The sequence below is a fragment of the Micromonospora sp. ALFpr18c genome (assembly GCF_008868155.1).
Taxonomy (GTDB): domain Bacteria; phylum Actinomycetota; class Actinomycetes; order Mycobacteriales; family Micromonosporaceae; genus Micromonospora.
Window position 1 is genome coordinate 54,549 of sequence record NZ_WBKR01000001.1, and the last position, 25,745, is coordinate 80,293.

The 25,745-nt window shown below is 72.8% G+C and carries 29 protein-coding genes and 3 pseudogenes; 14 read left to right on the forward strand and 18 right to left on the reverse strand.

Annotated elements, in window-relative coordinates:
- Positions 1-86: 86 nt before the first annotated feature.
- The 3 genes from F8271_RS00240 to F8271_RS00250 form a co-directional block, all read right to left on the reverse strand.
- A complete protein-coding gene (locus F8271_RS00240; RefSeq protein ID WP_151487559.1) occupies positions 87-1,886 on the reverse strand; it encodes a glycoside hydrolase family 15 protein in 1,800 nt (599 codons plus the stop codon).
- 48 nt (positions 1,887-1,934) lie between these two features.
- The gene (locus F8271_RS00245; RefSeq protein ID WP_151487560.1) at positions 1,935-2,327 is read right to left on the reverse strand and encodes a cupin domain-containing protein; all 393 of its coding nucleotides are present in this window, start codon (positions 2,325-2,327) and stop codon (positions 1,935-1,937) included.
- A gap of 261 nt (positions 2,328-2,588) precedes the next feature.
- Complete coding sequence (locus tag F8271_RS00250; protein WP_151487561.1) at positions 2,589-3,476, reverse strand: sulfotransferase domain-containing protein; 888 nt, start codon at positions 3,474-3,476, stop codon at positions 2,589-2,591.
- Between the two features lie 91 nt (positions 3,477-3,567).
- Between F8271_RS00250 and F8271_RS00255 the strand changes: the two genes are divergently transcribed.
- Positions 3,568-4,650 carry a hypothetical protein gene (locus F8271_RS00255; protein ID WP_192580070.1) on the forward strand — a complete coding sequence of 361 codons (1,083 nt, stop codon included), beginning with the start codon at positions 3,568-3,570 and terminating at the stop codon, positions 4,648-4,650.
- Between the two features lie 7 nt (positions 4,651-4,657).
- Here F8271_RS00255 and F8271_RS00260 read toward each other — a convergent pair whose 3' ends face one another.
- Together F8271_RS00260 and F8271_RS00265 are read right to left on the reverse strand one after the other, a co-directional pair.
- Positions 4,658-4,939, reverse strand: a complete 282-nt coding sequence (locus F8271_RS00260) for an adhesin (protein WP_139583212.1) — start codon at positions 4,937-4,939, stop codon at positions 4,658-4,660.
- Positions 4,940-5,136: 197 nt separating this feature from the next.
- Positions 5,137-6,252 carry an NAD(P)-binding domain-containing protein gene (locus F8271_RS00265; protein WP_151487562.1) on the reverse strand — a complete coding sequence of 372 codons (1,116 nt, stop codon included), beginning with the start codon at positions 6,250-6,252 and terminating at the stop codon, positions 5,137-5,139.
- 68 nt (positions 6,253-6,320) lie between these two features.
- On the opposite strand from F8271_RS00265, the gene F8271_RS00270 reads away from it, so the two are divergent.
- On the forward strand, positions 6,321-7,037 hold the full coding sequence (locus F8271_RS00270) for an MIP/aquaporin family protein (protein WP_151487563.1): 717 nt from the start codon (positions 6,321-6,323) through the stop codon (positions 7,035-7,037).
- A gap of 67 nt (positions 7,038-7,104) precedes the next feature.
- Positions 7,105-8,688 carry a D-alanyl-D-alanine carboxypeptidase/D-alanyl-D-alanine-endopeptidase gene (gene dacB / locus F8271_RS00275; RefSeq protein ID WP_151487564.1) on the forward strand — a complete coding sequence of 528 codons (1,584 nt, stop codon included), beginning with the start codon at positions 7,105-7,107 and terminating at the stop codon, positions 8,686-8,688.
- Positions 8,689-8,712: 24 nt separating this feature from the next.
- Here the strand turns inward: dacB and F8271_RS00280 are convergent, their stop codons facing one another.
- From F8271_RS00280 to F8271_RS00290, 3 genes and pseudogenes are all read right to left on the reverse strand, one after another.
- A complete protein-coding gene (locus tag F8271_RS00280; protein ID WP_192580071.1) occupies positions 8,713-9,042 on the reverse strand; it encodes a hypothetical protein in 330 nt (109 codons plus the stop codon).
- A gap of 98 nt (positions 9,043-9,140) precedes the next feature.
- Positions 9,141-10,100: a hypothetical protein gene (locus F8271_RS00285; protein WP_192580072.1), complete on the reverse strand. Its 960-nt coding sequence runs from the start codon at positions 10,098-10,100 to the stop codon at positions 9,141-9,143.
- Positions 10,101-10,287: 187 nt separating this feature from the next.
- Positions 10,288-10,548, reverse strand: a pseudogene (locus tag F8271_RS00290) (pentapeptide repeat-containing protein); the annotation flags it as partial.
- Between the two features lie 102 nt (positions 10,549-10,650).
- Between F8271_RS00290 and F8271_RS00295 the strand changes: the two are divergent.
- Positions 10,651-11,883 (forward strand): serine hydrolase, encoded by a 1,233-nt coding sequence (locus tag F8271_RS00295; protein WP_151487565.1) that lies wholly within the window; start codon positions 10,651-10,653, stop codon positions 11,881-11,883.
- Between the two features lie 10 nt (positions 11,884-11,893).
- Here the strand turns inward: F8271_RS00295 and F8271_RS00300 are convergent, their stop codons facing one another.
- Positions 11,894-12,358 carry a PPOX class F420-dependent oxidoreductase gene (locus F8271_RS00300; protein WP_151487566.1) on the reverse strand — a complete coding sequence of 155 codons (465 nt, stop codon included), beginning with the start codon at positions 12,356-12,358 and terminating at the stop codon, positions 11,894-11,896.
- Positions 12,359-12,414: 56 nt separating this feature from the next.
- Positions 12,415-13,053: a DUF6642 family protein gene (locus tag F8271_RS00305; RefSeq protein ID WP_151487567.1), complete on the reverse strand. Its 639-nt coding sequence runs from the start codon at positions 13,051-13,053 to the stop codon at positions 12,415-12,417.
- A 304-nt stretch (positions 13,054-13,357) separates the two neighbouring features.
- Between F8271_RS00305 and F8271_RS00310 the strand changes: the two genes are divergently transcribed.
- Complete coding sequence (locus tag F8271_RS00310) at positions 13,358-14,137, forward strand: D-Ala-D-Ala carboxypeptidase family metallohydrolase (protein WP_151487568.1); 780 nt, start codon at positions 13,358-13,360, stop codon at positions 14,135-14,137.
- Positions 14,138-14,237: 100 nt separating this feature from the next.
- Here the strand turns inward: F8271_RS00310 and F8271_RS00315 are convergent, their stop codons facing one another.
- From F8271_RS00315 to F8271_RS00325, 3 genes are all read right to left on the reverse strand, one after another.
- Positions 14,238-14,648, reverse strand: coding sequence for a hypothetical protein (locus tag F8271_RS00315; protein WP_151487569.1), 411 nt, complete (start codon positions 14,646-14,648; stop codon positions 14,238-14,240).
- 146 nt (positions 14,649-14,794) lie between these two features.
- Positions 14,795-15,499, reverse strand: a complete 705-nt coding sequence (locus F8271_RS00320; RefSeq protein WP_151487646.1) for a response regulator transcription factor — start codon at positions 15,497-15,499, stop codon at positions 14,795-14,797.
- Between the two features lie 26 nt (positions 15,500-15,525).
- A complete protein-coding gene (locus F8271_RS00325) occupies positions 15,526-16,773 on the reverse strand; it encodes a sensor histidine kinase (protein WP_151487570.1) in 1,248 nt (415 codons plus the stop codon).
- Positions 16,774-16,904: 131 nt separating this feature from the next.
- Here F8271_RS00325 and F8271_RS00330 point away from each other — a divergent pair, with 131 nt between their 5' ends.
- From F8271_RS00330 to F8271_RS00345, 4 genes are read left to right on the forward strand one after another with little or no spacing between them, the layout of a single operon-like run.
- Positions 16,905-17,801, forward strand: a complete 897-nt coding sequence (locus tag F8271_RS00330) for an ABC transporter ATP-binding protein (RefSeq protein ID WP_151487571.1) — start codon at positions 16,905-16,907, stop codon at positions 17,799-17,801.
- Entirely contained in the window at positions 17,798-18,592 is a 795-nt protein-coding gene (locus tag F8271_RS00335) for an ABC transporter permease (RefSeq protein ID WP_151487572.1), read from the forward strand. The genes F8271_RS00330 and F8271_RS00335 overlap by 4 nt, the downstream gene beginning before the upstream one ends.
- 2 nt (positions 18,593-18,594) lie before the next feature.
- Positions 18,595-19,332 carry a hypothetical protein gene (locus F8271_RS00340; protein WP_151487573.1) on the forward strand — a complete coding sequence of 246 codons (738 nt, stop codon included), beginning with the start codon at positions 18,595-18,597 and terminating at the stop codon, positions 19,330-19,332.
- Between the two features lie 30 nt (positions 19,333-19,362).
- The gene (locus F8271_RS00345) at positions 19,363-19,926 is read left to right on the forward strand and encodes a heme-binding protein (protein ID WP_151487574.1); all 564 of its coding nucleotides are present in this window, start codon (positions 19,363-19,365) and stop codon (positions 19,924-19,926) included.
- Positions 19,927-19,932: 6 nt separating this feature from the next.
- Here the strand turns inward: F8271_RS00345 and F8271_RS00350 are convergent, their stop codons facing one another.
- Complete coding sequence (locus tag F8271_RS00350) at positions 19,933-20,925, reverse strand: hypothetical protein (protein WP_151487575.1); 993 nt, start codon at positions 20,923-20,925, stop codon at positions 19,933-19,935.
- A gap of 98 nt (positions 20,926-21,023) precedes the next feature.
- Between F8271_RS00350 and F8271_RS00355 the strand changes: the two genes are divergently transcribed.
- Positions 21,024-21,563 carry a DUF1697 domain-containing protein gene (locus F8271_RS00355; protein WP_151487576.1) on the forward strand — a complete coding sequence of 180 codons (540 nt, stop codon included), beginning with the start codon at positions 21,024-21,026 and terminating at the stop codon, positions 21,561-21,563.
- Between the two features lie 30 nt (positions 21,564-21,593).
- Here the strand turns inward: F8271_RS00355 and F8271_RS00360 are convergent, their stop codons facing one another.
- Entirely contained in the window at positions 21,594-22,097 is a 504-nt protein-coding gene (locus tag F8271_RS00360; protein ID WP_225854073.1) for a hypothetical protein, read from the reverse strand.
- Positions 22,098-22,117: 20 nt separating this feature from the next.
- Here F8271_RS00360 and F8271_RS33745 point away from each other — a divergent pair.
- The 3 genes and pseudogenes from F8271_RS33745 to F8271_RS00370 form a co-directional block, all read left to right on the forward strand.
- Positions 22,118-22,204, forward strand: a pseudogene (locus tag F8271_RS33745) (hypothetical protein); the annotation flags it as partial.
- Between the two features lie 85 nt (positions 22,205-22,289).
- The gene (locus tag F8271_RS00365) at positions 22,290-22,748 is read left to right on the forward strand and encodes a LysR substrate-binding domain-containing protein (RefSeq protein ID WP_255473616.1); all 459 of its coding nucleotides are present in this window, start codon (positions 22,290-22,292) and stop codon (positions 22,746-22,748) included.
- 99 nt (positions 22,749-22,847) lie between these two features.
- Positions 22,848-23,699, forward strand: a complete 852-nt coding sequence (locus F8271_RS00370) for an aldo/keto reductase (protein WP_151487577.1) — start codon at positions 22,848-22,850, stop codon at positions 23,697-23,699.
- Between the two features lie 86 nt (positions 23,700-23,785).
- On the opposite strand, the gene F8271_RS00375 is transcribed toward F8271_RS00370, so the two are convergent.
- The 3 genes and pseudogenes from F8271_RS00375 to F8271_RS00380 form a co-directional block, all read right to left on the reverse strand.
- Positions 23,786-24,232, reverse strand: coding sequence for a hypothetical protein (locus F8271_RS00375; protein ID WP_225854074.1), 447 nt, complete (start codon positions 24,230-24,232; stop codon positions 23,786-23,788).
- Between the two features lie 73 nt (positions 24,233-24,305).
- Positions 24,306-24,443, reverse strand: a pseudogene (locus F8271_RS32865) (transcriptional regulator); the annotation flags it as partial.
- A 97-nt stretch (positions 24,444-24,540) separates the two neighbouring features.
- A complete protein-coding gene (locus F8271_RS00380; RefSeq protein ID WP_151487578.1) occupies positions 24,541-25,056 on the reverse strand; it encodes a GNAT family N-acetyltransferase in 516 nt (171 codons plus the stop codon).
- A 133-nt stretch (positions 25,057-25,189) separates the two neighbouring features.
- Here F8271_RS00380 and F8271_RS00385 point away from each other — a divergent pair, with 133 nt between their 5' ends.
- A complete protein-coding gene (locus tag F8271_RS00385; RefSeq protein ID WP_151487579.1) occupies positions 25,190-25,744 on the forward strand; it encodes an NADPH-dependent FMN reductase in 555 nt (184 codons plus the stop codon).
- Position 25,745: the final 1 nt, after the last annotated feature.

Consider the following 25,745-nt stretch of genomic DNA (forward strand, 5'->3'; position numbering starts at 1 on the left):
TCCCGTCACTCCGAGGCTAGGACCGCGCAACCATCAGCGTCAATGCTTGCCGTTTGCAGGTCTGTTGCAGGATTACGGCCGGCGAATCAGTAGCTCTGCGGTTCGGTCAACCGCCAGGCCGCGTTGATCAGCCCGATGTGCGACAGCGCCTGCGGGGTGTTGCCGAGCTGCGCCCCGGTGGTCAGGTCGATCTGCTCGCTGAACACGCCCACGTCGTTGGAATACCCGGCCACCCGCTCGAACAGCTCCTCGGCCCGCCGCTGCTCACCCGCCATCACCAGGCACTCCACCAGCCAGAACGAACACAGCAAAAAGCCGGCCGGGTCGGTCGCCCAGCGCCGGACCAGTCCGTCGTCCGTGCCCAGCTCCCGCTCCACCATCGCGATGGTCGACCGCATCCGCGGGTCGGAGGCCGGCAGGAAACGCGCTACCGGCAGCACCAGCGCCGAGGCGTCCAACTCCGGCGACCCGAACGCTCCGGTGAACGCCCCGATCCGCTCGTTCCACCCCTCGCGCAGCACGGCCTCGCGGATCTCGTCCCGCACCCCGGCCCAGCGACGCGGGTCGGCCCGCTCACCGAGCCGGCTGGCGAGCCCCACCGCCCGGTCCATCGTCAGCCAGCAGGACACCTTGGACGACAGGTAGTGCCGCTCCTCGTCCCGGGTCTCCCACATCCCCCGGTCCGGCAGGTGCCACGTCGCGGCCACCTGCTCGGTCAGTCCGAGCACCATCTCCCGCAACTCGTCCTCGAACGTCGCGCCGAGGTAGTCGCGCAGCCGCCACACCGCCGATATCACCTCACCCGGCACGTCGAGCTGCCGTTGCCGCCAGGCGTCGTTGCCGATCCGGACCGGCCGGCTGTCGCGATATCCGCGCAGGTGGTGGAAGTGGTGCTCGGTCAGATCACGCTCGCCCTCCACCCCGAACAGCACCGGCACCGCCTCGTCACCGAACCGGCCGATCGAGCGGGCCGCCCAGCCGAACAGACGTGACGCCTCGTCGGGGCAGGCCGCCACCCACAGGGCGCGCATGGTGAGCGAGAAGTCCCGCAGCCAGGAGTAGCGGTAGTCGTAGTTGCGGTCGCCGCCGATCTGCTCCGGCAACGAGGTCGTCAGCGCCGCCACCACCGCGCCGCTGCGGGCGTACGTGAGGCCGGTCAGGATCGTGGCGCTGTGCCGGACCAGTTCCGGATACCGCCCCGGGTACGTGTGCGACTCCCGGTACGCCTCCCACGCCCGCGTCGTCTCGGCGAGCGCGGCCAGCGGATCCATCCGGGCCGGCGGGTCGCCGTACGTCTTGCTGGACGCCACGTCGATCCCGACCACCTGGCCGGCGGACACCTCGAACTCGTGGGTCACCCGGTCGCGATCGGCCCGCAGCGCCAGGCCCTCGGCACGCAGCACCAGCAGCGCGGGGCCGGCGGCGGCCAGCACCCCGCCGCCCGGCTGCTCGTGCAGGTACGGCGTGAGCAGGCCGTACTCCGGGCGGGGCGCGAAATCCAACACCATCCGGACCCGCCCGGACAGCCCCTCGACCACCCGGATCAGCACGGCGGGCGAATTCCTGCCCAGCTCGTGGGCGCGGGCACCGATCTCGGCGGCCAGGGCGTCGGTCACCGCCACACTGCCGTGCGGCGTGTGGTGCACCGTCCGCAACACGAGCGTGTCCGGCCGGTACGCGCGCTCCACCCGGTACCCCGGCCCGCCGACGCCGACCGGGGCCACCTGGAAGTGCCCGGCGTGCGGGTCGAGCAGCCGACCGAACACGGACGCGCCGTCGAAGCGATCCGGGCACCACCAGTCGATCGAGCCGTCCACGCCGACCAGCGCGCCGGAACGGGAATCCGAAAGGAACCCGTAGTCGGAAATCGCCGGTTGCCGCCGCATCCGCCGCGGGTACCCGGATCGGCCCCGATCAGGCCGACGCCACCAGCGTCACTCGGTCGGCGGCTCGTCCTCTCCGGCGGCCTCGGCCGCGTCGGCCTCCTCCTTGGTGTGGTGGACGGCCTGGTCGGCGTGCTCCGGCGGGCCGTACACGGTGTACAGCACCAGGGGGTTGGGGCCGGTGTTGACGAAGTTGTGCTTCGTGCCGGAAGGCACCACGACCAGGTCGCCCGAGACGACATCCCGCTTCTCACCGGCGACGCGAGCCTCACCCGTGCCGCTGACGAACGTCAGGATCTGGTCGATCCCCTCGTGCACCTCCTCGCCGATCTCCCCGCCCGGCGGGATGGTCATGATGACCAGCTGGGTGTGCTCACCGGTCCACAGCACCCGCCGGAAGTCGGGACTCTTCTCGGCGACGGTCGCGATCGTGAAATGCTCCATGCCGCGCTCATACCCCGTTCGACGGCCCACCACGCCGGGACTCGCGAATGGTGGAATTCGCCACGCCCGGCAGGTTTGGATCCCCACCGACCGGGGATCGTGACGTTGACCGGCGCGAGCGGCCGGTCGAGCCAGGTCCCCGCCGGCGTACCGCCGAACGGCTGCGGTGGTGGGAGACGGCCAGAGCGCGGCGACGTTCCGACCACGGTCGAAGCGGCGCCGTGCGCTCGTCCACGCACCACCTCAGCGGGCGGCGCAGTCTCAGCGGTGCAGCCAGGCGAGCAGGTCGGGTGCGGCCAGGGCCGTCGTCCGCCGCTGGTAGCGGGCCAGGCCAGACGCGTCGAGCAGGTCGCGGCCCTGCCCCGAGCCGCCCCGCCGGAAGAACGCCCGGCGGTCGCGCAGCACCCCGTGGCCGTCCGGGGCCAGTTGGTCGGCGCGCTCCCGCATCCGGCCGAACGTGGCCGCCTCGACCAGCTCCGGCCAGCGCTCGGCGGGGACTTCCAGGCCCCACCGGCCGGCGAGCCGGCGCATCTCGCCCTCCAGATCGGCCAGCAGGTCGTCGTAGTGCACCAGCGCGACGTTCGACTCGTGCCGGCGGGCCCAGGCGTCGCTCAGATGCCACAGCACCCCGGGCAGCGAGTCCAAGTCGGTGCGCGGGTCCGCCTCCCGGTCGACCCAGCTCGCCAGCCACTGCTCGACCGGCCGACGCGGCGCCGGCGGCCCGGCGGGTACGGGCTGACCGGTCAGCTCGGCCACCCGCGCCCGGTCCAGGTTGCCGGCCTGGTGGTAGAGGGAGACCGCCATGTCCAGCGGGTGCCGGGCCACCACCACGTAGTGCACCCGGGGGTCGAGGGGTACGCCGTCCAGCGGGGTGTGCGTCTTGATGAACCGCCGGTGCGGCTGCGCGGCCAGCCGGCGGTACACCACGTCCCGTGGCTCGACCAGCCAGTCCAGCCAGGGTGACAGTTCGGTCAGCGGCGCCGGCAACTCCGTGGTGCCCCGCACCAGCAGCGCGCAGATCATCTGCATCCAGGTGGTGCCGCTCTTGGACCGGGTGCTGATCACGATGTCGCCGGCCCGGAACGGGAAGCCGATCCACCGGCCGCTGTCCTCGTCCTCGGATCGGTAGCGGCGGGGTGGCGTGCGCATCGGGCGAGCGTAGTCGCCGACCCGACAGCCGGGCACCCGGATTCCACCTCGACGACCTGGGAGACATGCATTTACCTGGCTAGATTGAAGTATGGTGCCCGCCCACGAAAGCCGCGCGGCGGAACCGGTCTACCGTCCCATCCTCGCCGGCCGGCGCGGGGAGCTGGAGGCACTGAACCACCTCGACCCGGCCGCAGTCCCGCTGCTCGCCCCGATCCTGGAGGTCGGTGCGGCGGTCCGATCCACAATCGACACCCTGCGCCGGCTGCCTGTCGGGCTGTTGCCGGCCGTCGACGTCACCGCCCTGGCCGACGGCCCGGACACGGAGTTGGTGCGCTGGGGCGTACCGCTGGTGCCGGTGCTGGGGCTCGCGGAGAGCGACCGCCGGCTGGTCGCGCACGGCGCGGCGGCGCGGGCGTACGGCCGGCGTGCGCTGATCCGGCTGCGAACCGGCCAGGACCGGGCCGGGCCGGACGCGAGCACCGCCTCCGTGGAGCGGATCTGGCGGCTCACCGGGTTGGCGCCGGACGAGTGCGACCTGCTGGTGGACGCGGGAGACGTGTGCTGCCGGGCGGACGTACGCCTCGCCGAGGCCCGGGTACGCCGGCTGTTGGAGTGGGCACGCCGGCACGCCTGGCGATCGGTGACGGTGGCTGCGGGCGGGATGCCGCCGACGCCGTCCCGCCTGCCCACCGACGAGCCGGTCCGGCTGGACCGCTGGGACTGGCAGCTCTGGCAGCGGCTGACCGACACCGGGGTCGGCTACGGCGACTACGGCGTCGGGCCGGCCGTGCCGGGCACCGGCGAGGCCGGCGACCGGCTGCCCACCGTTCGGTACACGGCCGACGGCGACTGGTGGGTCTACCGCTGGTCACGCCGGGGCGGGCGGGGTGACGGGCGGTTCGCCGACCTGTGCCGCACCCTGGTGTCGGCGCCGCACTGGCCGAGCGCCGGCGCGGCCTTCTCCTGGGGCGACCACGAGTTGCTGCGTCGGGCCCGGCGCGGAGCCGGCGCCGGATCGGCCGCCAACTGGGCGGCGTGGAGCACGTCGCATCATCTGGCGCACGTGCTGACCGCCCTGCTGCGCCCGGTCGGTGACACCGGGTTCCGGCACCGACCGGATTCGCCGCAGCGAGGTCGGCCGCACGGCGGAGCGACCCGCCGGACTGGCTGAGCCCGCCCTACTGCCGCTCGGTGAAGCCGAACTGGATGATGCCCTCGTCGTCGACGGTGGCATCCACGGAGGCGTCGCCGAGCAACTCGGCGGCATCCGCGTCGAGGAAGATCCGGGCACCCTGGTTGTCGACCACCCGGTCGCCCTGCTCCGGCTCGGGCACCAGTTCCACGGTGAGCGACCCGGCCTCGGCGTCGGCGGCGATCCGCACCCCGCCGTCCTCGGCGACGTCCTGTTGGTTGGCGAGGTCACGGATGACGAGCACGGCGTTGTCGGTCATGGTGAGCATTGGCGGAACTCCTCGTGGAATCTCGGCTCGCGGTCGGTCACCGCGCAGACCGGACAGTCGGTCCGCGTACGAGCACACGTGGGAGGCGACCTGCACGACGACAATCGTCGCCGTCGCATCGCGGCATCGGGGCAGCTGACAGGCCCCGTCCTGGCCAACGGTGCCCGCTACCAGGCCATCCGTCAAATAGAGCGGGATCAGTCGAGTGCGGCGGCGGGGGCGAGCAACGCGCGGATCTCGTTGACCGCCGCGCGGCCGGCCCGGTTGGCGCCGATGGTGCTCGCCGAGGGGCCGTACCCGACGAGGTGGAGCCGCGGGTCGGCGACCACCCGGGTGCCGTCCATCCTGATTCCGCCGCCCGGTGCGCGCAGCCCCAGGGGTGCGAGATGGTCGAGGGCCGCGCGGAAGCCGGTGCACCAGAGGATCACGTCCGCCGGCACGGACCGGCCGTCGGACCAGGCGATCCCGTCGGGCGTGATCCGGTCGAACATGGGTAGTCGGTCGAGTACGCCACGCTCGCGGAGCCGACGCACCTCGGGAGTGACCGGCAGCCCGGTCACCCCCACCACGCTGCCCGGTGGGCGCCCGGCCCGTACCGCCTCGTCCACCCGGGCCACGGCGGCCCGGCCCAGCTCCGGGCCGAACTCCTCATCGCGGAACACCGGCGGTCGACGGGTCACCCAGGTGGTGGCCGCCGCGACGGTGGAGACCTCGCCGAGCAACTGCACGGCCGACGTGCCGCCGCCGACCACCACCACCCGCAGGCCGGCGAACTCGCCCGGCCCCCGGTAGTCGGCGGTGTGCAGCTGTCGCCCGCGAAACGACGACCGGCCGGGGTAGTGCGGCCAGAACGGCCTGGTCCAGGTGCCGGTGGCATTGATGAGTGCGCGCGTCGTCCACCGGTCGCGGTCGGTGTCGACGTCCAGCCAGCCGTCCGGACGGGAGTGCACCGCGCGGACCCGCACGGGCCGGCGTACCGGCAGGTCGAATGCCCTCTCGTACGCGGCGAAGTAGGCGCTGACCTGCTCGGCCGCCGGACGCCGCGGGTCGACGGTGGGGAACGGCATTCCGGGCAGGTCGTGGAAGCCGTGCACCCGGTCGAAGACGAGCGTCGGCCAGCGGTGCTGCCAGGCCCCACCCGGGCCGTCGTCACCGTCGAGGATGACGTAGCCGCTGCCCGGGGCGAAGCCGGTGCGGCGCAGGTGGTACGCGGCGCTCAGGCCGGCCTGGCCGGCACCGATGACCACGACGTCGGCGCAGTGGGTGTCCACGCCCGGGTGCAACGCCGGGCGGCGGCCCGCTCTGCCCGGCATCGGTCGTCGCGTCGATCACAGACCAGCAATCCCGCCCAGCCTGCCCAGATTGTCCTTACGCTGGGGAAATGGAAGATTCCCGTCGCGCAGCTGCCGAGTTCCTCGGCACTCTGCTGCTGGTGTTCTTCGGCGTCGGTTCCGCCGTCGCGGCACGCGTGCAGGGCGGCGTGGTGGTGGTCGCGCTGGCCTTCGGCTTCGTCATGCTGGCCCTGGTGTACACGATCGGCCCGTTGTCCGGCAGCCACGTCAATCCGGCCGTCACGCTCGGCGTCCTGCTCTCCGGCAAGATCACGGTGATCGGCGCGGTGGCGTACTGGATCGCCCAGTTCGCCGGCGCGACGGTGGCCGGCTTCGCGCTCTGGGCACTGACCCGCTGGGGCGAGGTGGCGGACCAGACCGGCGCGCTCGGCGCGAACGGGTACGGCGCGCACATCAACCGGGGCGGAGCGGCCGTACTGGAACTCATCCTGACGTTCCTCTTCGTCCTGGTCGTCCTGGTGGTGACCAGCCGCAGCGAAGATCCGGGCGTCGCCGGCGTGGCCATCGGTCTGGCCCTGGCCGCCACCCAGCTGGTCGGCGTGACGCTCACCGGCGCGGCGGTCAACCCCGCCCGCGCCTTCGGCCCGGCCGTCTTCGAGGGCGGCGTCGCCCTGCGCCAACTCTGGCTGTTCATCGTCTTTCCCCTGCTCGGCGGGGCGATCGCCGCACTGGTGGCACCGTTGATCATGGGTGCGCAGCGGCACTACTGGGGCGGGCACGACCGGTCCGTCGGACGGCCGACGTAGACACGGTCGGCAATAACCTTCGCCAGAGGCCCTTTTCCGGCGAATACCTTCGTGGCAGCATCAGCCCATGCATCGCCGTCTCTTTCCTCGGGCGCTCGCGCTGCTCGCGCTGGTCGCCACCGCGGCCACCGCCGGCGCGCCCGGCGCCACCGCCGAGTCGCCGACCCCCGCGACGACCCAACTTCGCGCCACCATCGACACGATCCTCGCCGACACCCGACTGGGTGGCGCGCAGGCGTCCGTGGTCGTGGTCGACACCAGCACGGGCCAGACCCTCTACGACCGCAACGGGGAGCGGCGGCTGATCCCGGCCTCCAACACCAAGCTGCTGACCTCGACCGCGGCGCTCGCGCTGCTCAGCCCCGGGCACCACTTCACCACCGACGTACGGACCACCGGCACGCGTCGCGCCGGCCTGCTCTCCGGCAACCTCTACCTGCGCGGCGGCGGCGACCCGACCATGCTCGCGGCCGACTACGACGCGCTCGCCGCGCAGGTGGCCGCCGACGGCGTACGGGTCGTGACCGGCAACCTGATCGCCGATGACACCCGTTACGACCGCACCCGCCTCGGCCCCGACTGGACCTGGGACGACGAGCCCTACTACTACGCCGCGCAGGTCTCCGCGCTGAGCGTCGCGCCGGACACCGACTACGACGCGGGCACCGTGATCGTGAACGCCGCGCCGGCCGCCCGGGCCGGCGCCCCGGCGGTGGTCAGCACCACCCCGGCCACCGGGTACGTCCGCATCGACAACCGCGCCGAGACGGTCGCCGAGGGCGAGACCTCGATCTCGATCGAGCGCGAGCACGGCGGCAACACGGTCGTGGTGACCGGCCAGATCGCGCTCGGTGACGACCCGGCCAGTGACTGGGTGACGGTCTGGGAACCCACCGGCTACGCGGCCGACGTGTTCCGCGCGGCCCTGAAACGACACGGCGTAAGGGTGCTCGGCCGGACCGTGCTCGGTCAGCCCACCCCGGAGGCGGCCCACCCGGTGGCCCGGCACGACTCGATGAGCCTGGGCGAGTTGATGACGCCGTTCCTCAAGCTCTCCAACAACGGGCATGCCGAGGTGTTGACCAAGGAGATCGGCCGGGTGCTGTCCGGCTCGGGCACCTGGTCCGCCGGCATCACCGCGATCAGCGAGTACGTCGCCGACACCGGCATGGACACCGGCTCGCTGCGCCAACGCGACGGCTCCGGCCTGTCCCGACGCAACCTGGTGCCGGCGGCGGAGTTCGTCGACCTGCTGGCCGCCGTCCGGGCCGAACCCTGGTTCGCCACCTGGTACGAGGCGCTGCCCATCGCCGGACAGCCGGAACGGTTCGTCGGTGGCACGTTGCGCAGCCGGATGGCCGGCACCCCGGCGGCGGGCAACGTGCACGCCAAGACCGGCAGCCTGACCGGCGTGTCCGGGCTGTCCGGCTACGTCACCAGCGCCGATGGCCACCTGCTGGCGTTCTCCATCCTGCTCAACAACTACCTGACCGCGTCGGTCAAGGCGTTGGAGGACCAGATCGCGGTGACGCTGGCCGGCTACCGCGAGGGCGCGACGACCACGGCCCGGATGGCAGCCCCGGCGGTACCGGAGACGCCGCGGACGCCGGAGGGCGTGGAGTGCTCCTGGATCAAGCCGATCACCTGCTGACCGCCCCCGCGGCCGGCGGGACGCTCAGGCCGGGCGGTCGGGTGGACGGACGACAGCCGTGGGATCGCCGCGCTCGATGAGCGCGGCGATCTCAGCGGCCCGCAGCCCGCGCAACGCCAGCACGCGGGTGCCCCAGCGGTGCAGCCGGCACGGGTGTGGGCTGGCGTCGTTGCGGCAGACCACGCCACCGGACCACCGCCGGGGCGCGTGCACCACCACCGCCCGTACCGCGAACTGGGCGTCCTCCACAGTGACGTACGGCGGCAGGGGGATGTCGCGGAGCACCTCCCCGGACGCTTCGCCGGCGCCGGACGGGGCGGCGGGACGGACGCGGTGCGCGGTACTGCTGCTCATCTGCGCTGCCTCCACAATGGATGGTTGCACGGGGACAGCAGAAAGTTACGACGCCATCGACGGTACGCGACGGACAAACTGTCCCGCGGAGCAGTCGGTCAGCGCACCGCCACGGCCTGGAGGCCAACGTTGCCGCAGTGCGGGGTGAAGGACCTCTCCACCGTCCAGCTCAACAGCAGCCGGGCACCCTTCGGCAGCTGGAAACGGATGGTGAACTGGGCGCTCTGGCTGGTGTACGGGTCCTCCAACCGCACCTTGCTCACCGGCCCACCGGTGGACAGCCACGCGTCCAGCCGACCCCGTGCCATCCAGGTCCCGGCGTAGACCTGGACGGTGCGTGGTTCACCGCTGCCGGCGATCGCGAGGCTGAAGCCGTTGCCGGCACCGCAGGTGTAGACACCGTTCGAGCTGTCGCTCTCCGACCGCTCGGGCGTGCCGTCGCGCCAGCTGACGAGTTCCTGGTTGCCGTCCCAGCCGACCCTGGCACCCTTGCCTCCCCCGTCGACGATCTCCCCGGATCCGCCGCGTTTGCGGACCGTCGACGTGCCGCCGTGCAACCCCCAGTGCATCCAGTCCCGGCTGCCCACGGCGGTGAGATCGATCTCGCCGGGAGCCTCGGCCCGGCTCACCGACAGGGTGGGCGCCGTCGACGGTGGCGGGGCCGCGGGCGCGCTGGCCGACGGCGTCGGGTCGGGCGACGGTGGACGCTGGCGGGGGCGCAGGCCGGGCGTCGCCGGCCCGACGTCGCCGGTGCGTCCCTCGGCCGCGGGGAAGCCGGAGGGTCGGGTGGCCCCGGCGGGCACGCCCGAGCGACCCGCCAGGCCGTCGCCGGGCTCCGGGCCGGACCGGGTGGCCAGGTACGTGCCCAGCGCCGCTAGGCAGGCGAGGACGGCCAGCCCCTCCACCGCCCAGCGTCGGCGCTGCCGGGCGCGGGCGATTCGGCGCAGTGTGCTGCGGGTCTGCCCGGCGGTGACGGCCCGCCATCGGTGCGATGCCGGCACGTCGGACTGCTCGCCTCCGGCCCGGGAATCCGCCCGCACGCGGTCTTCGTCCGCCACCGACCCTCCACCTCCACCGCCCGGCCACCATCGACCGTCGCGGATCGCACCATCCACTGTGGGCCGTTTGACGTTTGCACCGGCGTGGACGACACGCTAGATCCGGACCGGCGGACCTGTCCAGTCCGGAACCGGACGGTATCGGACAACCGGGCCGCGCCCGGCGGCCCGCCCGCGCGGCCCCGCCTCAGCCGATCCGGAAGCCGAGCGCCTGCGTGATGAGCACCGCCTGATCGGCGTCGACGATGGCACTGACCCGCTCGACAGTCGTGGGGTCGAGCGCCGTCAGGTCGCTGCGACGCAGGTCGGCACCGCCCAGCCGGCTGTGGTGCAGCTGCGCGCCGGAGAGGTCGACGCCGGTCACCGTGGCACCGGTGAGGTTGGCCCCGGTCAGGTCGGCCTCGCGCATCCGGACGTCGGTGAAGCGGACGCCGCGCAGATCCGCTCCGGCATCCGGTCAGGCTAGTGGCGGCCACCGACAGCCCGTGGACGGGCAGGCTGAAGGCTGCCCCCTTCCGGTGCGGGCGTACCGGCTAGTAGGTTCGGCGACGTGAGTGTCGCTCGGAGCATGGACCCGGATCAGCTCGGTTTCGACCCGGCGCGGTTGGCGCGCATCGACGAGCACTTCGGCCGGTACGTCGACGACGGCCGGCTGGCCGGCTGGCAGGTGGTGGTCACCCGCCGCGGCGAGGTCGCGCACTCCTCGACGTACGGGCTGCGGGACCGGGAGTCGGGTGCCCCGGTCGAGGCCGACACGCTCTGGCGGATCTACTCGATGACCAAGCCGGTCACCTCGGTCGCGGCGATGATGCTGTGGGAGGAGGGCCGGTTCGAGCTGACCGACGAGATCAGCCGCTGGCTGCCGGAGTTCGCCGACCTGCGGGTCTATTCCAAGGGTTCGACGCTCAAGCCGTACACCGTGCCGGCGGTCGAGCCGATCCGAGTCTGGCACCTGCTCACCCACACCGCCGGCCTGACGTACGGCTTCATGCAGACCTCGGTGGTCGACGGGCTGTACCGGGCCGCCGGATACGACCTGTACCCGCCGGCGGACGTCGACCTGGCGGGCGCCTGCGCGGCCTTCGGTGCGCTGCCGCTGCTGTTCCAGCCGGGCACCGCCTGGGGCTACTCGGTCGCCACCGACGTGCTCGGTCGGCTGGTCGAGGTGATCTCCGGGCAGAGTCTCGACGCGTTCTTCGCCGACCGGATCTTCGGCCCGCTCGGCATGACCGACGCCCGGTGGTGGGTGGACGGCGACGAGGCGGACCGGCTGGCCGCGCTCTACGTACCGAACCCCCGCAGCGGTCAGGCGGTCCGCCACGACAGCCTCGGCGCGCTCGCGTACCGCAAGCCCGGCCTGCTCTCCGGCGGCGGTGGTCTGATCTCCAGCGCCGCCGACTACCACCGCTTCACCTCTATGCTGCTGCGCGGCGGCGAGCTGGACGGGGTCCGCCTGCTCGGGTCACGCACGGTGCGGTTCATGACCCGCAACCACCTGCCCGGCGGACAGGACCTGGGCACCCTGTCCACCGGCGGCTTCGCCGAGACGACCCTGGACGGGATCGGCTTCGGGCTCGGCTTCGCGGTCACCGGCGACCCGATCCCCAGCCGGGTCCCGAGCAGCGTCGGCGAGTACTACTGGGGTGGAGTGGCCAGCACCGCGTTCTGGGTGGACCCGGCCGAGGAGGTCACCGCGCTGCTGTTCACCCAGCTGATGCCGTCGAGCACGTACCCGCTGCGCTCGCACCTGCGCCAGCTCGTCTACTCCGCCCTGGTCGACTGACCGGCAGCGGTCAGTCGGCGAGGCGGGCGGGGAAGCCGCCGGTGGCGATCGGCCCCCACGAGTCGATGGTGACCCGGATCAGCGACTTGCCCTGGCGCACCATCGCCGCGCGGTAGTCGTCCCAGTCCGGGTGCTCACCGGAGATGCTGCGGAAGTAGTCGACGAGCGGCTCCAGTGCCTCGGGCAGGTCCAGCACCTCGGCGGTGCCGTCGATCTGCACCCAGGGGCCGTTCCAGTCGTCGCTGAGCACGCAGGCCGACACCCGGGGGTCGCGGCGGATGTTCGTCACCTTGGCCCGCTCGGGGTAGGTGGAGACGACCAGCCGACCCTGCTCGTCGATGCCGGCGGAGACCGGGGACGACTGCGGGCGGCCGTCGGCCCGGGTGGTCATCAGCACGACGCGGTGTCGCGGACGGAGGAAGTCGAGCAGGGTGTCCCGGTCGACCCGGGTGTTCTTCGCGATGCTGCGCGCCATTCCTCGTTCCTACCAGGCTGACGGCGCCGAGGTGGCGGCAGGGCGACGGCGACGGGTCAGCGGGGCGGGGCCGCCGTGCGGTGCACGGCCTGGGTGGGCACCCGGGGGCGGCCGGACGGGCGCCAGGCCCGGCCGTTGGCGTAGATCACCCGGAAGCCGAGGTACGAGGCGAGCGGCGCCCAGTGGGCCGAGCCCATCCGCAGCTCGGCGGCATTGTGTCGTTGCCCGTTGGCCAGCACGTCGAGGAGCACGGTTTCGAAGGCCGCCGATTCGACCCAGTCCACTTCTCGGGTGAAACCGCAGATCAGAGCGGCTCCGGTGACGTCCAGGAACTCGCGCAGCACAGCGTCCGAGGCGCGCAGCACGGAACAGCTGCCGAAATAGAGTCGGCGTCCCTCGCACCGGCCGGCCATCAGATCGGCGACCTCGCTCAACTCCACCGACTGCCAGTCGGTGAGGCAGAGTCGGCTCGGCTCGCCGTGCATGGCGAAGAAGCCGACGCGGTGGTCCGCGTACTGCTTGAGCAGCCACCGGTCCAGGAAGTAGAACAGCTCGTCGCGGGTGGCCGCGTCCTTGTGGATGAAGCGGATCTTGCCGAGCCGCTCCAGCAACTCGAGGGTGGGCAGCACCGAGCCCCGCTCGTTGAGGTCGCGGTGCCACTGACCCTCGACACAGAAGACACCACCGCGTGCCACGTGCACCTCCGCCAGTCCACCGCCCGCGCTGACGGTACCGCGCGCCGGACGCCGAGGAACATCACCCTCGGTGGGGTCGATTGTGACGTTCGGTGGCACTTGGTCAACTCAGGGGTGATCGGGAGTAAATGGCTGTTTCGCAAATCAGCCGAATTCACAGCCAAGGCCCAGGGATCACGGTTCGTGAGGACAATTCTCGTTAATTGCCGCCAACCGCCGCGATCAGTGCGAGGGTGGAAATCGCGGGACGCCTCGGTCGATGTCCCGAAGCCACCCCATTCGCTCTCCTATCGGGAGGACTTCTGTGCGCGTAAACACCTGGAAGCGAGCCGCCGTCGCATTCGCCCTGGCGCTGCCCGGGGCAGCGATCGCCGCGGTGGTCGCCGCGCCGGCGGCGCATGCGGACGGCTGCTACACGTGGAACCGCACCCTGACCCAGGGGCGCTCGGGCGACGACGTCCGCCAGCTGCAGATCCGGGTCGCCGGCTGGGCCGGCTACCGGGACATCGTGGAGAACGACGGCCGCTACGGACCCAAGACCGCCGCCGCGGTCAAACGGTTCCAGCAGGCGTACGGGCTACGCGCCGACGGGATCGCCGGCCCCCAGACCTTCACCAAGCTGTACCAGCTACAGGACAACGACTGCACGCCCGCCCACTTCAGCTACAGCGAGCTGGACAACGGGTGCGGCGCAAGCGGGTGGAGCGGCGGCCCCCTGTCGGCGGCCCAGACCAAGCAGAACGCGCTGCGCACCATGTGGAAGCTGGAGGCGCTGCGCAAGAGCCTCGGCGACAAGCCTCTCAACGTGTCCAGCGGATTCCGTAGCCGCACCTGCAACGACCAGGTCGGCGGGGTGTCGGACAGTCAGCACCTCTACGGCAACGCGGCCGACGTCACCTCGCGGACGTCGTCGCTGTGCCAGGTCGCCCGCGGTGCCCGCAACAACGGCTTCAGCGGCATCTACGGGCCGGGCTACCCCGACCACGACGATCACGTGCACGTCGACTCGCGGCGGGAGAACAACAGCGACCGCAGCTCGAACACCACGAGTTGGTCCGCGCCGGACTGCGGCGTCGGCAACTGAGCTGATCGGCCGGAGCGACGTCGGCCCGACGCGGAGGGGGAATCTTCGCGGCGGGCCGACGTCGTGTGCCCCGGGTCGGGCGGGCGGAGGGGTGCCGCGCTCAGCTCGCCCGGGGCCAGCGCGGCGCGGTGACGGGGGGAGTCACCGGCCGGCCAGCAGCGGTCGGTCGTACCCCGGGCGGGACGACCCGCGCGGCCTGCTGCCGCGACGGCCCGGTCGCCGTGAACGGGAAGGGTACGTGCACGAACGGGTTGCCGTGCCGGATCAACGCCTCGATCTGCCGCTCGTTGAGCCCGTGCGTCTCCAGCACCCGCCGCCCCCAGCGGTGCAGGCGGCACGGGTAGGAGGCGCCGTCGTTGCGGCACAGCGGCCCGGTCGGCCACTCCTCGGCGGTGTGCACCACCACCGCCCGGACCGCGAGCCGAACATCCTCGGGCGTCAGCGGTGCCGGCACCGGCACCTCACCCAGTACCTGATCGATGGGATCCGTCGACTGCTCACCAACTCGCACGGCAGGCCTCCCGCAGTTCGGCAGCGGTACGGCGGACCCACCGCACCGACATCCTCTGCCATAGGTACGGCCGGCACCGGACGAAAGTTCAATTCCCCTACGCGGTAAGCAGATCCTCCGCAGCGGAATGACACGGATGAGGTTGCTCAGACGAGGCCGGCGTCGTGGACGAGCAGGGCCACCTGGACCCGGTTGTTGAGGTCGAGGCGGGTCAACAGCCGCGAGACGTACGCCTTCACGGTCGCCACGCTCATGAACAACTCCCCCGCGATCTCGGCGTTGGTACGGCCCCGACCCAGCGCGACCGCGACCTGCCGCTCCCGCTCGCTGAGCCCGCTGAGCAGCCGCGAGGCACGCTCGCGGCGCGGGTCGGGACCGGCCGGGGTGCCGGGGGCGGTCACGTGGGCGATCAGCTTCCGGGTCACCGACGGGGACAGCGTCGCCTCACCGGCGGCCACCCGACGTACCGCGTGCACGATCTCCGCCGGCGGAGTGTCCTTGAGCAGGAACCCGGCGGCGCCGGCACGCAGCGCCCGTAACACCTGCTCGTCGGCGTCGAAGGTGGTCAACACCAGCACCTCCGGTGGGTGCGGCTGGGCGCGCAGCGCCTCGGTGGCGGTCAACCCGTCGACCCGTGGCATCCGGATGTCCATCAGCACCACGTCCGGGGCGTACGCGTCGACCGCGGTGGGCACCTCAGCGCCGTCGGCCGCCTCGCCCACCACGGTCAGGTCCGGCAGGCCGCCGAGGATCATCGAGAGCCCGGCGCGGACCAGTGCGTCGTCGTCGACGATCAGCACCCGCACCGGCGACGCGACCGGTTCCCCCGCCGGGCCGGAGGGCCCGGCCACGCCGGAAGGCCCGCCGGACGGCCCGGTCACGCCGGCCACGGCAGCGACGCGGCCAGCCGGAAGTCGCCCGCGTCGTCGCGGCCGTACGCCACCCGGCCGCCCGCGAGGGTGACCCGCTCGGTGATACCGACCAGGCCGGTGCCGGCCCCCGGGAGGGTGTCGCCGGCCGGTGCGCCCACCGGCCACCGGTTGCAGATCGCCACGGTCAGCCCGGTGCCCGGCCCACCGGCCAGGTCCACCGTGACCACCGCCCCGGCCGCGTGCTTGCGGGCGTTGGTCAACCCCTCCTGCACGATCCGGTACGCGGCCCGGCCCAGCGCGGCGGGCACGTCCTGCGGCGCGACGACGCCGTCGTTCACGTTCACCCGCACCCCGGCCGCCCGCGACTCGGCGATCAGGGCCGGCAGGTCGGCGAGGGTGGGCTGCGGCGGTTCCGGGGCGTCGCCGCCGCCCTCGGCCCGGAGCACCCCGATGACCTCACGCAGGTCCTGCAGAGCGGCGTGGGCGCTGCCCCGGATCACCCCGGCGGCTCGGGCCACCTCGTCCGGCGGAGCGTCCGGGCGGAACTCCAACGCGCCGGCGTGCAGGCTGAGCAGCGAGATCCGGTGGGCCAGCACGTCGTGCATCTCCCGGGCGATGCGGGTGCGTTCGAGGTGGCGGGCCTGGGCGACCCGGAGCTGCTGCTCCGCCTCGGCCCGCTCGGCGCGCTCCCGCAGCGACACGATCAACTGCCGGCGGGCCCGGACGAACATCCCCCAGGCCAGCACCGAGAGGGTGATCACCACACCCCACGACACGGTGGCCCAGTACGGCCATGCCGGGTCCGGGCGCAGCCAACTGAAGACCAGGTTGGTGAGGAGGCCGACACCGGTGATCGCGATCGCGACGGCGGTCCGCCGGTGCACCACCACGGTGAAGTACATGATCAGCAGCGGGACGGCGGCGGCCAACGAGAAGAGGGTGAGCGGCAGGGTGGCCACCGCCAGCCCGAGCGGCCACCGTCGGCGCAGCCAGAGCAGCCCGCAGCAGGCCAGCCCGAGCAGCGCGTCCGCGCCGACCATCCAGTCGTGCGGCAGCGGGATCGCCGTCTCGGGAGCCGGCGACAGGCTGTCGACGGTGACGAACAGCACCCAGAGCAGCCCGAGCAGGAACGCCAGGCCGTCCACGATCCAGTCGCGGGTGGTGCGACGCGGATGGGTACGCGCACGGTCGACCGGCACGGCCAGCTCCCCTGGCAGCAGCCAGGGGTGCTCCGGGACGGCGACGCTGGTCACGCGCCCATGCTAGGCAGCACGGGCGCCGACAACCAGCTACCAAAGTCGAGACCCCGCGGTCGACCAAGGTCGGTGCGGCACCGACCGGCGGCCGCTGCGGATGGCCGGGCGGCGCGGGCACGCTCGACCGCATGATCACCGTGGAGAACCTCACCAAGCGGTACGGGCCACATCCGGCCGTCAACGACGTGTCCTTCCACTGCGAGCCGGGCACCGTCACCGGCTTCCTCGGCCCCAACGGCGCCGGCAAGTCCACCACCATGCGGATGATCACCGGGCTCACCGCGCCGACCGCCGGTCGCGCCACCGTCGCCGGCCGCCCCTACCGGGAGCTGCCCAACCCGGGACGGGAGGTCGGGGTGCTGCTGGACGCCTCCGCCCAGCACGCCGGGCGCACCGGCCGCGAGGCGTTGACGCTGTCCGCGTACACCATGGGTCTGGACCGGCGCGAGGTCGCCGCGAAGCTCGACCTGGTCGGGTTGAACGCGGTGGCCGCCAAGCGGCGGGTACGGGCGTACTCACTGGGCATGCGCCAGCGGCTCGGCCTGGCCCAGGCGCTGCTCGGCGACCCCCGGGTGCTGATCCTCGACGAGCCGGCCAACGGCCTGGACCCGGAGGGCATCTTCTGGATGCGCGGGCTGCTGCGCGACTTCGCCGACCGGGGCGGCACCGTGCTGCTCTCCTCCCACCTGCTACGCGAGGTGGAGGCGGTCGCGGACCGGCTGGTGGTGATCGGGGGCGGCCGGATCGTGGCCCAGGGCGACAAGAACGAACTGCTCGCCGGTGGCGGCACGCTCGTGCGGGCGCGCGACGGCGCGGCGCTGCGTCGGGCGTTGGACGCGGCCAACCTCAGCGCCGCCGACGGCACCGACGGCCTGCTCGTGCAGGCCGACGCCGAGACGGTCGGCCAGGCCGCCGCGGACGCCGGCGTCGCGCTGGCCGAGCTGCGGCCCGCCGGCAGCGGTGGCCTCGAACAGCTCTTCCTCACCCTGACCGCCGGCGAATCCACCAAGGAGGCCGTCCGATGACCACCACCACCGCGCCCGCCGCCGGCGCCGTCGCGCCCCGGCAGCACGCCCCGGCAGACCGGCCGTCGCTGGTCCGGCTCACCGTCGTGGAGCTGCGCAAGCTCGTCGACACCCGGGCCGGCCGCTGGCTGCTGATCACCATCGGCCTGATCGCCGCCGCGATCGTCACCCTTCAGTTGATCTACGCGAAGGACGCCGACCAGACGTTCGTCAACTTCTTCACGCCCTCGCTGCTGCCGGTCGGGGTGCTGCTGCCGGTGCTCGGCATCCTGTCGATCACCAGCGAGTGGTCGCAACGCACCGCCCTCACCACGTACGCGCTGGTGCCCCGCCGGGAACGCGTCGTGGCCGCGAAGCTGATCGCCGTGGTGCTGACCGCGCTCGCCTCGGTGCTGGCCAGCCTGGCCATCGCCGCCGCCGGGACGCTGGTCGCCGGTGCCACCGGCGGCGCCGGCACCTGGCGGGTCGAGGCCGCCCTGATCGGCAACGCGGTCATCTTCCAGGTGGCCAACGTGCTGATGGGCGCCGCCTTCGGCCTGCTCCTGCTGAACCCGCCGCTGGCCATCGTCGGCTACCTGCTGCTGCCCACCCTCTGGTCGGTGCTCAGCGAACTGGTACGCCCGCTGCGCGGCCCGGCCGGCTGGCTGGACACCAGCCGGACCATGGAACCGCTCTTCACCGACCACCTCACCGGCGGGCAGTGGGGCCGACTGGCCGTGTCGCTGCTGGTCTGGCTGGTCCTGCCGATGGCCGCTGGTCTGGTCCGGACGCTCCGTCGCGAGGTGTCCTGAGCATGGCCGGCGACGGCTACGGCCCACGCACCGTGGTCACCGGCGGGCCGCTGGAACTGGCGGTCCTGTGGGGCGGCTTCCCGCTGCTCGGCGCCGGCGCCGGATGGCTCCTCGCGGCCACGACGGGCTGGCTCGCCGGCCTGCCCTGGGTGCCGTTCCAGGATTTCATCACGCTGCTGGACCGGCTGCCCGAGCCGCAGGCCACCATCGGCACGACCGCGGTGGGCGTCCTGGGCGGTCTGGTCGTCGGCGCGATCGGCACCGCCGAGCGGCTGATCGTCACCGTCGACGCGGCGCAGGTCCGGCTGCGCCGCGCCGGCAGCGACCGGAGCGTCGCACGGGCGGAGACCCGGGTCGTCTTCGTCGACGACAAGCACCTGGTTCTGCTCGACGCCGACGACGCGGAACTGGCCCGGGAATCGACGGACCTGCCGACCGCCCAGCTCGCGGCGGCGTTCCGCACCCACGGCTGGGGCTGGGCGGACGCCGACCCGCACCGGTCGGCGTACCGACTCTGGGTGCCCGACCTGCCCGGGTTGCCCGCCGGCGCGGACGCCCTGCTGCGGGCCCGCGAGCGGGCACTCGGACGGGACCGCCGCGACGACGCGAGGGAGCTGCGCCGCGAACTCGGCCGCATCGGGGTGGTGCTGCGCGACGAGGGCAAACGACAGTACTGGCGGGCCGTCACCCCGAGGTCGGGCCGGCCGACTTCGGCCGAGCGGGAGCCCGGAGGGCGGTAGCGTTCGTCCCAGAGATCCTGGGAGCGCGCGATGACCGAACAGCAGCCGTACCGGGTGGTGTCCCGACACCCCGGCTTCGAGCTACGCCGTTATCCGGCCCACCTGGTCGCCGAGGTACGGGTCCAGTCGTCGTTCATCCGGGCGCCGATCGAGGCGCTGCGACCCCTGGCCGGCTACATCGGCGGCGCCAACCGGGTCCGCCAGCCGATCGGGACGACCACCCCGGTGACGCGGGCGGCCCCCGGGACGACGAGGATCGCGATGACCGTACCGGTGGTCCAGGAGGAGGGTGAGCGGCCGGGCGCGTACCTGATCCAGTTCGTCATGCCAGCCGCCTTCACCGCCGCCACCCTGCCCGAGCCGGTGGATCCCCGGGTCCGGATCCGGGAGATCCCACCGCAGCTCGCGGCCGCGGTGCGCTTCTCCGGCCGGTGGACCGAGCGGGCGTTCGGCCAGCGGGCCACCGTGCTCGGCCGGTCGGTCACCGCGGCCGGCCTGCAACCCACCGGTGCCATCCGGTACGCCCGCTACGACCCGCCGTGGAAACCGTGGTTCCTGCGCCGCAACGAGGTCGTCCTGCCGGTCGTGGAGTGAGCCGCGCTACCTCGGCGGGCCGGGCCGGTGGCCGAGCGCGGCCGGCCAGGCCAGCAGCAGCGCCATGCCGAGCCCGGCGAGCAGCCCGGCCAGCGAGAGCAGCACGTCGGAATCGGCGGAGTTGATCGGGCTGTTGCCGGCCAGCGCGGTGAACGTCGGGCCGATCGGCAGCAGCCCCATCATGGCGACACCCGCGACCAGCAGCATCGGCACCGGCCCGACCAGCGAGGCGAAACCCGCCAGGGTGTGATGCCGCCAGACCGGCCGGCCTCCCGGCCAGTCCCAGGCCAGCAGGGTGACACCGGTGAGCAGCACCGCGCCGAGGGCGACCATCGGCAGGATTCGCGTGCCGGGCGGGACCGCCCGGATCAGCGCGACACCGGCGACGGCGACCGCGCCGAGCCCGGCGGCCAGCAGGCCGCGGCTCCGCGTGCGGGCCGGGGCCGCCGCCAGGGCGGCGACGGCGGTCAGGGCGACCAGGAGTACGCCGGTCACGAAGGCCGCCGGGGTCAGCTCCGGCTCCCGGTCGGTCGGTGACTCGATCCCGGCGGCCACCACCGCGAGCACCCCGGCCACGCAGGCCGTGCCGGTCACCGCCCTCCGGTCGGTGCTGGGCGGCGCGCCGCGCTCCCGCCACGACAGGACCGCCACCAGCGCACCGAGCACCGCGCAGCCGCCCGCGGCGAGCAGCACCGTCGACGGCGTACCGGCCGGGTCGGACCGGTCGATCGCCACGTCGGCCGCGATCCACACACCACCGAGCACCACCGCCGGGCCGCTCCACCTCAGCTGCCCCCGACCGGCCAGCAGCAGCCCGAGCACCACCGCGACGATCGCCACGAACCGCAGGTCCCGTGCCCAGTAGGCGTTGTTGCCCGGCAGCCGCTCCGACCAGGGGCCGATCGGCTCGGTCAACGGTTGCAGCACCGTCATCCCGACCGCCCAGAGCAGCACGGCGGCACCGGAGAGAAGCAGCCCGATCGGGCGCGCGGATCGCATTCCTGGACGGTAGCCGTCAGAGGCTCGGCCCGGCAGCCCGCACATCTCGGGCCGGTCGCCCTACGCTGAGCGGGTCGGCCCGCACCGAGGAGGAGCCCATGACCCGGTACGTCGCCCTGCTGCGTGGGGTCAACGTCGGCACCACCCGGCTCGCGATGGCCGACCTGCGCCGGATCGTCACCGACCTCGGGCATGACGACGTCCGGACGTACCTGCAGAGTGGCAACGTGGTGTTCGGCAGCACCGTGCGTGACGCCGAGAAGCTGGCCGGCGGGATCGAGCGGGCGCTCACCGACGAGCTGGGCCTGACCGTGCCGGTGCTGGTGCGCAGCGCCCGGGAGCTGGCGGCGGTGGCCGGCGGCAACCCGTACGCCGAGGTCGAGGCCGACCCGACGAGGTTGCTGGTGGCCTTCCTCGCGACCGCTCCGGCGAAGGCCACAGTGGACGCGCTGACCGTGCCCGGGGGCGAGAACGTGGCGTTCACGGTGACCGGCCGGGAGGTCTACCTGCATTTCCCCGACGGCGGCTACGGCCGGTCGAAGTTCACCAACGCGTACCTGGAGAAGAAGCTCGCCGTCGTGGCCACCACCCGCAACGGGAAGTCGGTGCGCACCCTGGCCGACATGGCCGCCGCCTGAGCCGGCAGCGGCCACGTCCGCCGGCACCGGTCAGAAGTGGTACGCGGTCTCGTACTCGGGCACCAGCACCCGACTCCGCGGTGAGATCCGGCGCACCGCCGCGATCATGTCGTCCAGGCGGGCGCGGTCGGCCGGCGCGACGACCGGCGGGTTCCGCAGCGGGGTCTCGAAGTTGTCGTAGTGCACCGGCACCACGACCTTCGGGTAGTCCAGGCCGGCCAGCAGCCGGGGCAGGTAGTCGCCGGTGGTGGTGGCGCTCTGCATGGCCACCATCGCCACGTCCGGCGCCAGCCCGGTGAGCTTGCGCTCGGCGACGTCGCTGGCGCCGGTGAAGTAGACCGACGGACCGTGCTCGACCCGCAGCAGGTAGCCCAGCGTGTCCCCCTCCGGCAGGTCCTCGATGGTCGCGGGCAGCGCCGGCTGGCTCACCCGCACCCCGGGGAACGCCACCGAGTACGACGGGTTGCGGCTGTGCAGCGAGCCGACCACCTCGATGGTGTGGTCGCCGAAGTCGAGCACCTCCCCACCCTTCACCGCGCTCGCTGCGGGCGCTGCTGGACGAACTCACCACCCGAGCACCCGGCCTGGACGTGGAGCTGCACGAGCTGACCACCGCCGAGCAGGTACGGATGCTCGGCGAGCGAACCCTGGACGTGGGTCTGGTGCACCATCCGGTGACGGCCGACGGGCTGCGCTTCGGCGCACCGGTCGACGTACCCCTGGGGGGTGTTGCTGCCGCGCGCCTCGCCGCTGGCCCGCGGCCGGGAGGTGCCGCTCGCCGCGCTGGCCGGCCTGGACCTGGTGGCCGCGCCCCGCGCCACCGCGCCCGGCTGGCACGACCACCTGCTGGCGGTGTGCCGCCGGCAGGGCTGGCGACCGGCCCGGGTCCGACCGGCCCGCAACCCGGAGTTCCTGTTCGGGTTGGTGCTGGCCGGCGGCGCGGCGGCCGTGGAGCCGGCGACGGTCGCCCGGCGGGAACCTCGGATCGCGTGGCGACCGATCGCCGACACGCCGGTGGTCAAGCGGACGTCCGCGGCCTGGCCGCACCGGTCGGCGCATCCGGCCGCGCCGATGGTCGGGCAGCTCGCCGCCGAGGTGCTGGCCGCCGCCGAGCCCACCCCGCTCGCGCCGCCCTCCGCGGCGGGGGCGCGGCCGTGGCCGGTGCTCTTCGACACGACAGGGTGAACCGAACCGCCGTTGCGCTCGTCACCTTGATTTGGGCGGTGAATCGCCCACCCGCGCGGGTATGGATGAACAGGTAACGAAAAAAGCGAAGGAGCCGCAGTGGCCAACACGATTCCCGACATCAGCCTGAACGACGGCACCACCATTCCGCAGCTCGGCTTCGGGGTGTACCAGATCGAGCCGAAGGACACCGTCGCGGCGGTGACCACCGCGCTTGAGACGGGCTACCGGCACATCGACACCGCAGAGATGTACGGCAACGAGGCCGAGGTCGGCGAGGCGGTGCGCATGTCCGGCCTCGACCGGGCCTCGGTGTACGTGACCAGCAAGCTGAACAACGGCTTCCACCGCCCGGACGACGCGCGCAAGGCGTTCGACTCGACGCTCGCGGCGCTCAAGATGGACTACATCGACCTGTTCCTGATCCACTGGCCGCTGCCGACGCTGTACGACGGCGACTACGTCTCGACGTGGAAGGTGCTGGAGGAGTTCCAGCGCGACGGCCGCGCCCGCTCGATCGGTGTGTCGAACTTCCAGGTGTCGCACCTGCAGCGGCTCGCCGACGAGGCGAGCGTCGTGCCGGCGGTCAACCAGATCGAGGCGCACCCGTACTTCACCAACGACGAGGTTCGCGCGTACGGCCGCGAGCACAACATCCTGACCGAGGCGTGGTCACCCATCGCGCAGGGCAAGGTGCTGGACGACCCGGCGGTGGTCGACATCGCCGAGCAGGTCGGCCGGACCCCGGCGCAGGTGGTGCTGCGCTGGCACGTGCAGCGCGGCGACATCATCTTCCCGAAGTCGACCACCCCGAAGCGGATCGAGGAGAACACCCGGATCTTCGACTTCCAGCTGGACGACGCGGCGATGGAGCGGATCACCGACCTGAACAAGGGCGAGGCCGGGCGGCAGGGCCCGAACCCGGACACCTTCGCCTACGTCCCCCGCTGACCGCTCGCTCCAATGCGTGATGCCCCACAGTCATCTTGATGACTGTGGGGCATCACGCTCGTTGCGGTGCGGCTCCCCCGGACGGCTCAGGTGCCGACGCGCTCGGCGAGCCGACGGAACACCGCCTGGGTCGGCGAGTCGGGCGCGGGCACGTAGACGATCAGCCGCTGCTCGGTCTCCGGCACCAGCAGCACGCGGCACTCGAACTCCAGCGACCCCAGGTCGGGATGCGGCACCCGGTTGACGATGGGACGGCGTTCCTCGACGTCGTGCTCCGCCCAGAGCCGGGCGAACCGGGGCGAGGTGCCCAGCAGCTCGGTGACCAGCTCACGAATCGCCGGATCGCCCGGGTAGCGGCCGTAGGCGGCCCGCAGGTCCGCCACCGTGCTGTGCACGAACCGGCGTGCGTCGGCATCGGTCCAGTGCGCGTCGGTCACCGGCTGGCGGAACGTCCAGCGAATCATGTTGCGGTCCGCGTCCGGCACGGCCGCGAGATCTCCCACGAAGTACGTGGCCAGACGGTTCCAGGCCAATACCTGGTACGCGGCGCGGCCCCCGGCCCTGCTCCAGCCGGATGTAGTAGTCGATCGACATCCCGGCGAGCTGGGCGACCTCCTGCCGACGCAGGCCGGGGGTGCGCCGACGTACCCCGTCGGGGAGGCCGACCTCGGCGGGGCGCAGGCGGGCGCGACGGGTACGCAGGAACGCCGCCAGCTCGTCACGCCGCAGGCCGCTGCTCGTCATGCGTCCAGCATGCCCGGGGCAGGACCACCCAGGGTGGTACCGCCGGTCCCAGCCTCGGCCGGGCTCTTGGTGACCGGCGTGAACCGCCCCGCCGACCTCAGCCCCCGGTCGGCGGGGCGGCCAGGTCGAGCTGCCAGTCGTTGGAGCGCATCATCCGCCCCGGCGGGTACTCGAAACTCGTCTCGCCGAGCAGCGTGAACCCGGCCTTGCGGCAGACCGCGTTCGAGGCGTAATTGTCGACCGACGGGTACGCGTGCGCGTAGCGCCGGTCCCGCCGGGCGCGGGCCACGTCGAGCGCCGCGCGCACCGCGACGGTGGCCAGCCCCTGCCCCCGGTACGCGGGCAGCACCGCCCAGCCCAGCTCGTACACCGGCTGGTCGCGCCACTCGCGGGCCCAGTAGCCGACGCTGCCCACCCGCGCGCCGTCCGGCAACACCAGGGTGAACATGCACCCCTGCCCGGTGTCGGCGAAGTGCACGTACCGGTCGTGCCGGGCGAGCACCTGCTCGTCGGTCTCCGGGCCGCCGGTGTGCTTGCGGGTGTCCGGTGAGTTGAGCTGTCGCAGCAGGTCGAGATCGCTCTCACTCCACGGCTCGATGTGTGCCTGTGCCATCCGATTCCCCCGTCCGTCGACCCCAGTCAAGCCGATCCCACCGACATCGCGGCCCCAAAACACCGCCCGCTAGATCCGATCTAGCGGGCGGCGGCCGTCACCTCGCGCCTTCAGGAAGGGAGGAGGTGACGATGTGACACCGTTGCGGATCGCCGTGATCGTCGGCAGCACCCGGGAGGGGCGGGCCGGCGACCGGGTCGCCAACTGGTTCGTCGAGCAGGCTGAACGGCACGACGACCTGACGGTGACGGTCGTTGACCTCAGCGAGTACGACTTCCCGGCCAGCTACCCGGCCGCGCCGACCGCGTCCATCAAGGCCTTCGTGCACGAGGTGGGCCGGGCCGACGCGTTCGTCGTGGTCACCCCCGAGTACAACCACAGCTTCCCGGCACCCCTGAAACAGGCGATCGACTATGCGTACGACGAGTGGCAGGCCAAGCCGGTCGGCTTCGTGTCGTACGGCTGCCGGTCCACCGGCCTGCACGCGGTCGATCACCTACGGACGGTCTTCACCGCGTTACACGCGATGACGGTGCGCGACGTCGTCGGTATCGACCTGCTCGCCGGCGAACCGACACCGCAGTGCACCGACGAGCTGAGCCACGACGCCGGCGTCCTGCTCGACCAGCTGCGCTGGTGGGGTCTGGCGCTGCGCGACGGGCGCGCGGCACGGCCCTACGTCTCCTGAA

What these genes read in the sequence shown, in the direction of transcription:
- F8271_RS00350 (WP_151487575.1), bottom strand. Translation starts at nt 20,925, where the DNA reads ATGCGATCCGCGCGCCCGATCGGGCTGCTTCTCTCCGGTGCCGCCGTG.
- F8271_RS00300 (WP_151487566.1), bottom strand. Translation starts at nt 12,358, where the DNA reads ATGGCGCGCAGCATCGCGAAGAACACCCGGGTCGACCGGGACACCCTG.
- F8271_RS00380 (WP_151487578.1), bottom strand. Translation starts at nt 25,056, where the DNA reads ATGGCACAGGCACACATCGAGCCGTGGAGTGAGAGCGATCTCGACCTG.
- F8271_RS00255 (WP_192580070.1), top strand. Translation starts at nt 3,568, where the DNA reads ATGGTGCCCGCCCACGAAAGCCGCGCGGCGGAACCGGTCTACCGTCCC.
- F8271_RS00250 (WP_151487561.1), bottom strand. Translation starts at nt 3,476, where the DNA reads ATGCGCACGCCACCCCGCCGCTACCGATCCGAGGACGAGGACAGCGGC.
- F8271_RS00260 (WP_139583212.1), bottom strand. Translation starts at nt 4,939, where the DNA reads ATGCTCACCATGACCGACAACGCCGTGCTCGTCATCCGTGACCTCGCC.
- F8271_RS00270 (WP_151487563.1), top strand. Translation starts at nt 6,321, where the DNA reads ATGGAAGATTCCCGTCGCGCAGCTGCCGAGTTCCTCGGCACTCTGCTG.
- F8271_RS00245 (WP_151487560.1), bottom strand. Translation starts at nt 2,327, where the DNA reads ATGGAGCATTTCACGATCGCGACCGTCGCCGAGAAGAGTCCCGACTTC.
- dacB (WP_151487564.1), top strand. Translation starts at nt 7,105, where the DNA reads ATGCATCGCCGTCTCTTTCCTCGGGCGCTCGCGCTGCTCGCGCTGGTC.
- F8271_RS00265 (WP_151487562.1), bottom strand. Translation starts at nt 6,252, where the DNA reads ATGCCGGGCAGAGCGGGCCGCCGCCCGGCGTTGCACCCGGGCGTGGAC.
- F8271_RS00340 (WP_151487573.1), top strand. Translation starts at nt 18,595, where the DNA reads ATGGCCGGCGACGGCTACGGCCCACGCACCGTGGTCACCGGCGGGCCG.
- F8271_RS00335 (WP_151487572.1), top strand. Translation starts at nt 17,798, where the DNA reads ATGACCACCACCACCGCGCCCGCCGCCGGCGCCGTCGCGCCCCGGCAG.
- F8271_RS00345 (WP_151487574.1), top strand. Translation starts at nt 19,363, where the DNA reads ATGACCGAACAGCAGCCGTACCGGGTGGTGTCCCGACACCCCGGCTTC.
- F8271_RS00280 (WP_192580071.1), bottom strand. Translation starts at nt 9,042, where the DNA reads ATGAGCAGCAGTACCGCGCACCGCGTCCGTCCCGCCGCCCCGTCCGGC.
- F8271_RS00240 (WP_151487559.1), bottom strand. Translation starts at nt 1,886, where the DNA reads ATGCGGCGGCAACCGGCGATTTCCGACTACGGGTTCCTTTCGGATTCC.
- F8271_RS00355 (WP_151487576.1), top strand. Translation starts at nt 21,024, where the DNA reads ATGACCCGGTACGTCGCCCTGCTGCGTGGGGTCAACGTCGGCACCACC.
- F8271_RS00330 (WP_151487571.1), top strand. Translation starts at nt 16,905, where the DNA reads ATGATCACCGTGGAGAACCTCACCAAGCGGTACGGGCCACATCCGGCC.